This window comes from Bradyrhizobium sp. (genome assembly GCF_049512235.1).
Taxonomy (GTDB): Bacteria; Pseudomonadota; Alphaproteobacteria; order Rhizobiales; family Xanthobacteraceae; genus Bradyrhizobium.
This window is the reverse complement of the sequence record NZ_JBEKXH010000542.1, coordinates 1-4,785: the sequence shown is the minus strand read 5'-3', so window position 1 is coordinate 4,785 and position 4,785 is coordinate 1. Positions and strand designations below refer to the sequence as shown.

The following is a 4,785-nucleotide window of genomic DNA, read 5'->3' as shown; positions in this document are numbered from 1 at the left end:
CGCGCTGTTCAAGCAGCAATGCGGCACCTGTCACACCACCGATCTCTCCGAGCCCGTCCGGCAGGGTCCACCCCTGGTCAAGGTGATCGGAAGGCCCGCCGGCAAGTTCAAGGACTTCCACTACTCGCCGGCGCTGGCTGGCGCCGACTTCGCCTGGGACGAGAGCAGGCTCGATGCGTGGCTGACCGATCCGCAGGCTGTCGTTCCCGGCGCCGTGATGCCGTACCGCCAGGCCAAGGCCGAGACCCGCGCCGCCATCATCGCCTACCTCAAGGAATTGAACTGATATGGCAAAACCCGTTCACTCGATGATCCGCGTGCGCGATGAAAAGAAGTCGCTCGACTTCTACGCCCGCGCGTTCGAGCTCGCCATCGCCGACCGCCTGGTATTTCCGGATTTCGCGCTGATCTATCTGCGCCATCCATCGTCGCCTTTCGAACTCGAACTGACGGTGAATTTCGACCGCAAGGAGCCGTACATTTCGGGCGACGGCTATGGCCATCTCGCCGTCGTCGTCGATGATCTCGATGCCGAGCACGCCCGCTTCGAGCGGGAAGAATTGCAGCCGGGACCCAAGCGCGACTTCAAGCATGACGGCGCGACGCTGGCGCGTTTTTTCTTCGTCTCCGACCCCGACGGCTACAAGATCGAAGTGATCGAGAAAGGCGGCCGCTTCGGCTAACCCAATCAGCAAAACCGACCGAACCAAAAGAACATTCAATGGAGGATAACGATGAGAGAAGTAGATCGTCGAGGCAAATACAGCCGCCGAACCTTTCTGCAGGGCGCCACCACCGCGGTGCCGGTTGTCGCCGTAGCCGCCAGCGCCGGGGTCGGCATCTCGGATGCGTGGGCCGCCGACGCGACCGCGCTTTCGCCTGCGACATTGAAGACCCTGGTCAAGGTCGCGCGCGACATTTATCCGCACGATTTCCTGGTCGACAGCTATTACATCACGGCGATCAAGCCGTGGGATGCCAAGGCGGCCAAGGACCCTGCGACCAAGGCGCTGCTCGAAGATGGCGTCCGGCGTCTCGATCAGGACGCGCAGGATCGGCACAAGGCGAAATACGCTGAAGTGCCCTGGGAAGCCGACCGGGTCGTCCTGCTGCAAGGAATCGAGCCGACCGATTTCTTCAAGAAGATTCGCTCCGATCTTGTTGTCTCTCTCTACAACCAGGAAGAGCTGTGGCCGAAATTCGGCTACGAGGGCTCCTCCGCCGAGCATGGCGGTTACATCAATCGCGGTTTCAACGACATCGATTGGCTGCCGAAGGTCTGAAGGCTTCGCGCAAAAAAAATCAGAGGGAGAACACAATGGCGAAATTTGATCTGAACGACGACGGCCTCGTCGTCATCATCGGCTCCGGCGCCGGCGGCGGTACGTTGGGCAACGAGCTGGCCCAGAAAGGCATCAAGGTCGTGATCCTGGAGGCCGGGCCGCGCACCGAACTGCAGGATTTCATCAACAACGAATGGGAAAGTTTTACGCAACTGGCCTGGACCGACATGCGCACCACGTCCGGCAGTTGGCGCGTGGCGAAGGATTTCGCCAACCTGCCGGCCTGGATCGTCAAATCGGTCGGGGGATCGACCGTGCACTGGGCCGGCGCCTCGCTGCGGTTCGACGAGCATGAATTCAGGATCAAGAGCGCCTACGGCAACGTGCCCGGCGCCAATCTTCTGGACTGGCCGATCACGCTGGCCGAGATGGAGCCGTGGTACGCCAAGGCCGAAAGCAAGATGGGCGTGACCCGCACCAACAACATTCCGGGATTGCCGGGCAACAACAACTTCAAGGTGCTGGAAGCCGGCGCCAGGAAACTCGGCTACAAGGAAGTGCACACCGGCCGGATGGCGATCAACAGCGAACCGCGCGACGGCCGCGGCTCATGCCAGCAGATCGGATTTTGTTTCCAGGGCTGCAAGTCCGGCGCCAAGTGGTCGACGCTCTATGCCGAAATCCCCAAGGGCGAGGCCACCGGCAATCTGGAGGTGCGTCCGGGCTGCATGGCGCTCAAGATCGAGCACGATGCCTCGGGCAAGGTCACAGCCGTCGTCTATGCCGACGAAGCCGGCAACACGCAGCGCCAGAAGGCGCGCGTGGTCGCGGTCGCCGGCAACTCGATCGAGAGCCCGCGGCTGTTGCTCAACTCCGCCTCCAATAGCTTCCCCGACGGGCTTGCCAACAGCTCCGGCCAGGTCGGCCGCAACTACATGCGTCACATGACCGGCAGCGTCTATGCGGTGTTCGACAAGTCCGTTCACATGTACCGCGGCACCACCATGGCCGGCATCATCCGCGACGAGGCCAAGCACGATCCGTCGCGCGGCTTCATGGGCGGCTACGAGATGGAAACGCTGTCGCTGGGGCTACCCTTCATGGCGGCGTTTCTCAATCCCGGCGCCTGGGGCCGTCCGTTCACGGCGGCGATGGAAGGCTACCCGCGGATGGCCGGGATGTGGCTGGTCGGCGAGGACATGCCGCAGGAAACCAATCGCATCACGCTCGACCCCGTCGCCAAGGACAAGTTCGGCCTGCCGGTCGCCAGCGTCCATTACGACGATCACCCCAATGACCTCGCGATGCGCGATCACGCCTACAAACAGGGCTCCGCGGTTTACGAGGCCGTCGGCGCCACCGTGACCTATCCGACCGCGCCCTATCCCTCGACCCACAACATGGGCACCAACCGGATGAGCGCCAAGCCAAGGGATGGTGTCGTCAACAAGTTCGGCCAGACCCACGACATCAAGAATCTGTTCGTTTCCGACGGCAGCCAGTTCACCTCGGGCGCGGCCTGCAATCCAACGCTCACGATCGTGGCGCTTGCCGTCAGGCAGGCCGATCACATCGCCGGCGCCCTGCAGCGAAAGGAGATTTAGCCGAGATTTAGCCCAGCTCCCCTCCCCCCACGCGCGTCGCGCGTGGCGGGGAGGGGGAGGACCCCATACGCGCTAGCCCATGTTTGACATTTCGGAGAGGGGGAAGCGCCGTAAGTGATTGAAATTATTAGAAGCGAGTCGTCATTTTCGCCATTTTGTAGGGACAGGGATTTCGGCCTATTTTTGCCACCGCATATTGCGAATCGCGGTGAACATCGCGCATCATCGCAGGGACATGTTTTTCCGTTGCCTCGGGTGGCCGGCTTATGTTCCTGCGGGTGGTCAGGGCGAACGTCAGCAAGGATGTGAAGCGCGAATACGTCCGCGTGGTCGAAGCCTATCGGGATGACGATGGCAAGACGCGGCATCGCACCGTCATCAATCTCGGTCGCCGCGATCTTTTGGAAATGCATCTCGATCTCAACAAGCTCGGCCGGCTGCTGCATGGCGAGGTGGTTGATGACGGCCGCGTCGCGCGCGATGATGTTGGCGCGCTCGGCGCGTGGGACTGGGGGCCGATGCTGGTGGCGCGTGCGATGTGGAATGAACTCGGCATCGAGGCGATGCTTGATGAGTTTGCGCGGTCTGATCGCCGCGAGGCGGTGCCGCTCAGCGACCGGGCGCTGGTGCTGGTCGCCAATCGATTGGCGGCGCCAGGGAGCGAGCATGCGCTGGCGCAGTGGTTGGAGAACGATTTCGTCTGCGATCGCCGCGGTCGCCGTTTCGTCGCGGCATGGCGCGACGACGCCGAGCGCAAGGCCAGCCGGGCGCCGCGGGTGCGAGTCGAAGCGCGGCAATTGCAGCACTGGTATCGTACGCTCGACCAGTTGCTCGCCTGCAAGGCGCAGCTCGAACACGCGCTGTTCGTGCGGCTGCGCGACCTGTTCTCATTGCAGGTCGATATGGTGTTCTACGATCTGACCTCGACCTATTTCGAAGGCCAGGGACCACCGAAGCTCGGGGCGAACGGCCACAGCCGCGACGACAAGCCGCGCAACCGGCAGATCCTGGTCGGCCTGGTATCACGTCTTCGCCGGCAATCGGCGCGATGCCAACACCGTTCCCGATGTGCTGCGCGACCTCGAGCAGCGCTTCGGCCTCAAGCGTGTGGTGTTTGTCGGCGATCGCGGCATGGTGACGAGCCAGAACCTCGATGAGCTGCGCGGCGGCGGCCACGGCTACATCGTCGGCCGCAATCGAAGGCGCAGCGGCGAAGTGTTCGACTACATCCAGAGCGCGACCGGGCCGTGGACCGAATGTAGAGCCGGCATCACCACGCGCGAGCGGGCGAACGCGCCGAAGACGTTCGTGCAGGAGGTGGCCGCAAGCCAGCCTGGCGTGCGCGTGTTCGTCGTCCACTCCGAGGAACGCGCGGGCTTCGAGACAGCGCAGCGCGCCAAGGCGATGGAGCGCGTGCGCATCAAGCTCGAAGCCCTGCAACGCCGCGTCGCCAAGGGCCGGCTCAAGGCCGCCGCCAAGATCGGCGCCGCCGCGGCGAGAATCCTCGTCCGCAATCACGGTCATCGCTATTACGACTGGGCCTGCGAGGACGGCGCCTTCCGCTTCTTCGAACACCCCGTCCACTTTCCACGCGAGCAGGCCTACGAAGGCAAGTACGTCATCCAGACCGAGGAGCCCAACCTGTCCGCGGTCGATGCCGTGCGGCTGTACAAGGAGCTGTCAGATGTCGAGCGTGCCTTTGCCAGCCTCAAGGACATCATCGACATGCGGCCGGTCTATCACCGCACAGACGATCGGGCGCAGGCGCACGTCTTTGTCGCCGCGTTGGCGTTCCTGCTGCATCGTGCGATCGAAAAGAAACTCAAGGCTGCGCGTCTCGATCTCTCCGCCTCTGAGGCGCTGACCGCGCTCAAGTCCGTGCGCGTCGTCGACATCGA

Annotated in this window: 6 protein-coding genes; all 6 read left to right on the top strand. The window is 63.2% G+C overall.

The window, feature by feature from the left end; translation table 11 throughout:
- Nucleotides 1–4 precede the first annotated feature (4 nt).
- On the top strand, nucleotides 5–286 hold the full coding sequence (locus ABSG20_RS31350; RefSeq protein WP_423868326.1) for a c-type cytochrome: 282 nt from the start codon (nucleotides 5–7) through the stop codon (nucleotides 284–286).
- A 1-nt stretch (nucleotide 287) separates the two neighbouring features.
- Complete coding sequence (locus ABSG20_RS31345; protein WP_423868325.1) at nucleotides 288–683, top strand: VOC family protein; 396 nt, start codon at nucleotides 288–290, stop codon at nucleotides 681–683.
- A gap of 51 nt (nucleotides 684–734) precedes the next feature.
- The gene (locus tag ABSG20_RS31340; RefSeq protein WP_423868324.1) at nucleotides 735–1,283 is read left to right on the top strand and encodes a gluconate 2-dehydrogenase subunit 3 family protein; all 549 of its coding nucleotides are present in this window, start codon (nucleotides 735–737) and stop codon (nucleotides 1,281–1,283) included.
- Nucleotides 1,284–1,318: 35 nt separating this feature from the next.
- A complete protein-coding gene (locus ABSG20_RS31335) occupies nucleotides 1,319–2,887 on the top strand; it encodes a GMC family oxidoreductase (RefSeq protein WP_423868323.1) in 1,569 nt (522 codons plus the stop codon).
- A 266-nt stretch (nucleotides 2,888–3,153) separates the two neighbouring features.
- A complete protein-coding gene (locus ABSG20_RS31330; RefSeq protein WP_423868322.1) occupies nucleotides 3,154–4,044 on the top strand; it encodes an IS1634 family transposase N-terminal domain-related protein in 891 nt (296 codons plus the stop codon).
- The coding region (locus ABSG20_RS31325; protein WP_423868321.1) for an IS1634 family transposase at nucleotides 3,956–4,785 on the top strand (830 nt) is incomplete at its 3' end. The genes ABSG20_RS31330 and ABSG20_RS31325, both read left to right, overlap by 89 nt.

Bases quoted from the DNA above. Each gene is read 5' to 3' on its own strand.
- ABSG20_RS31340 (WP_423868324.1), top strand. From the start codon at position 735: ATGAGAGAAGTAGATCGTCGAGGCAAATACAGCCGCCGAACCTTTCTG.
- ABSG20_RS31335 (WP_423868323.1), top strand. From the start codon at position 1,319: ATGGCGAAATTTGATCTGAACGACGACGGCCTCGTCGTCATCATCGGC.
- ABSG20_RS31330 (WP_423868322.1), top strand. From the start codon at position 3,154: ATGTTCCTGCGGGTGGTCAGGGCGAACGTCAGCAAGGATGTGAAGCGC.
- ABSG20_RS31345 (WP_423868325.1), top strand. From the start codon at position 288: ATGGCAAAACCCGTTCACTCGATGATCCGCGTGCGCGATGAAAAGAAG.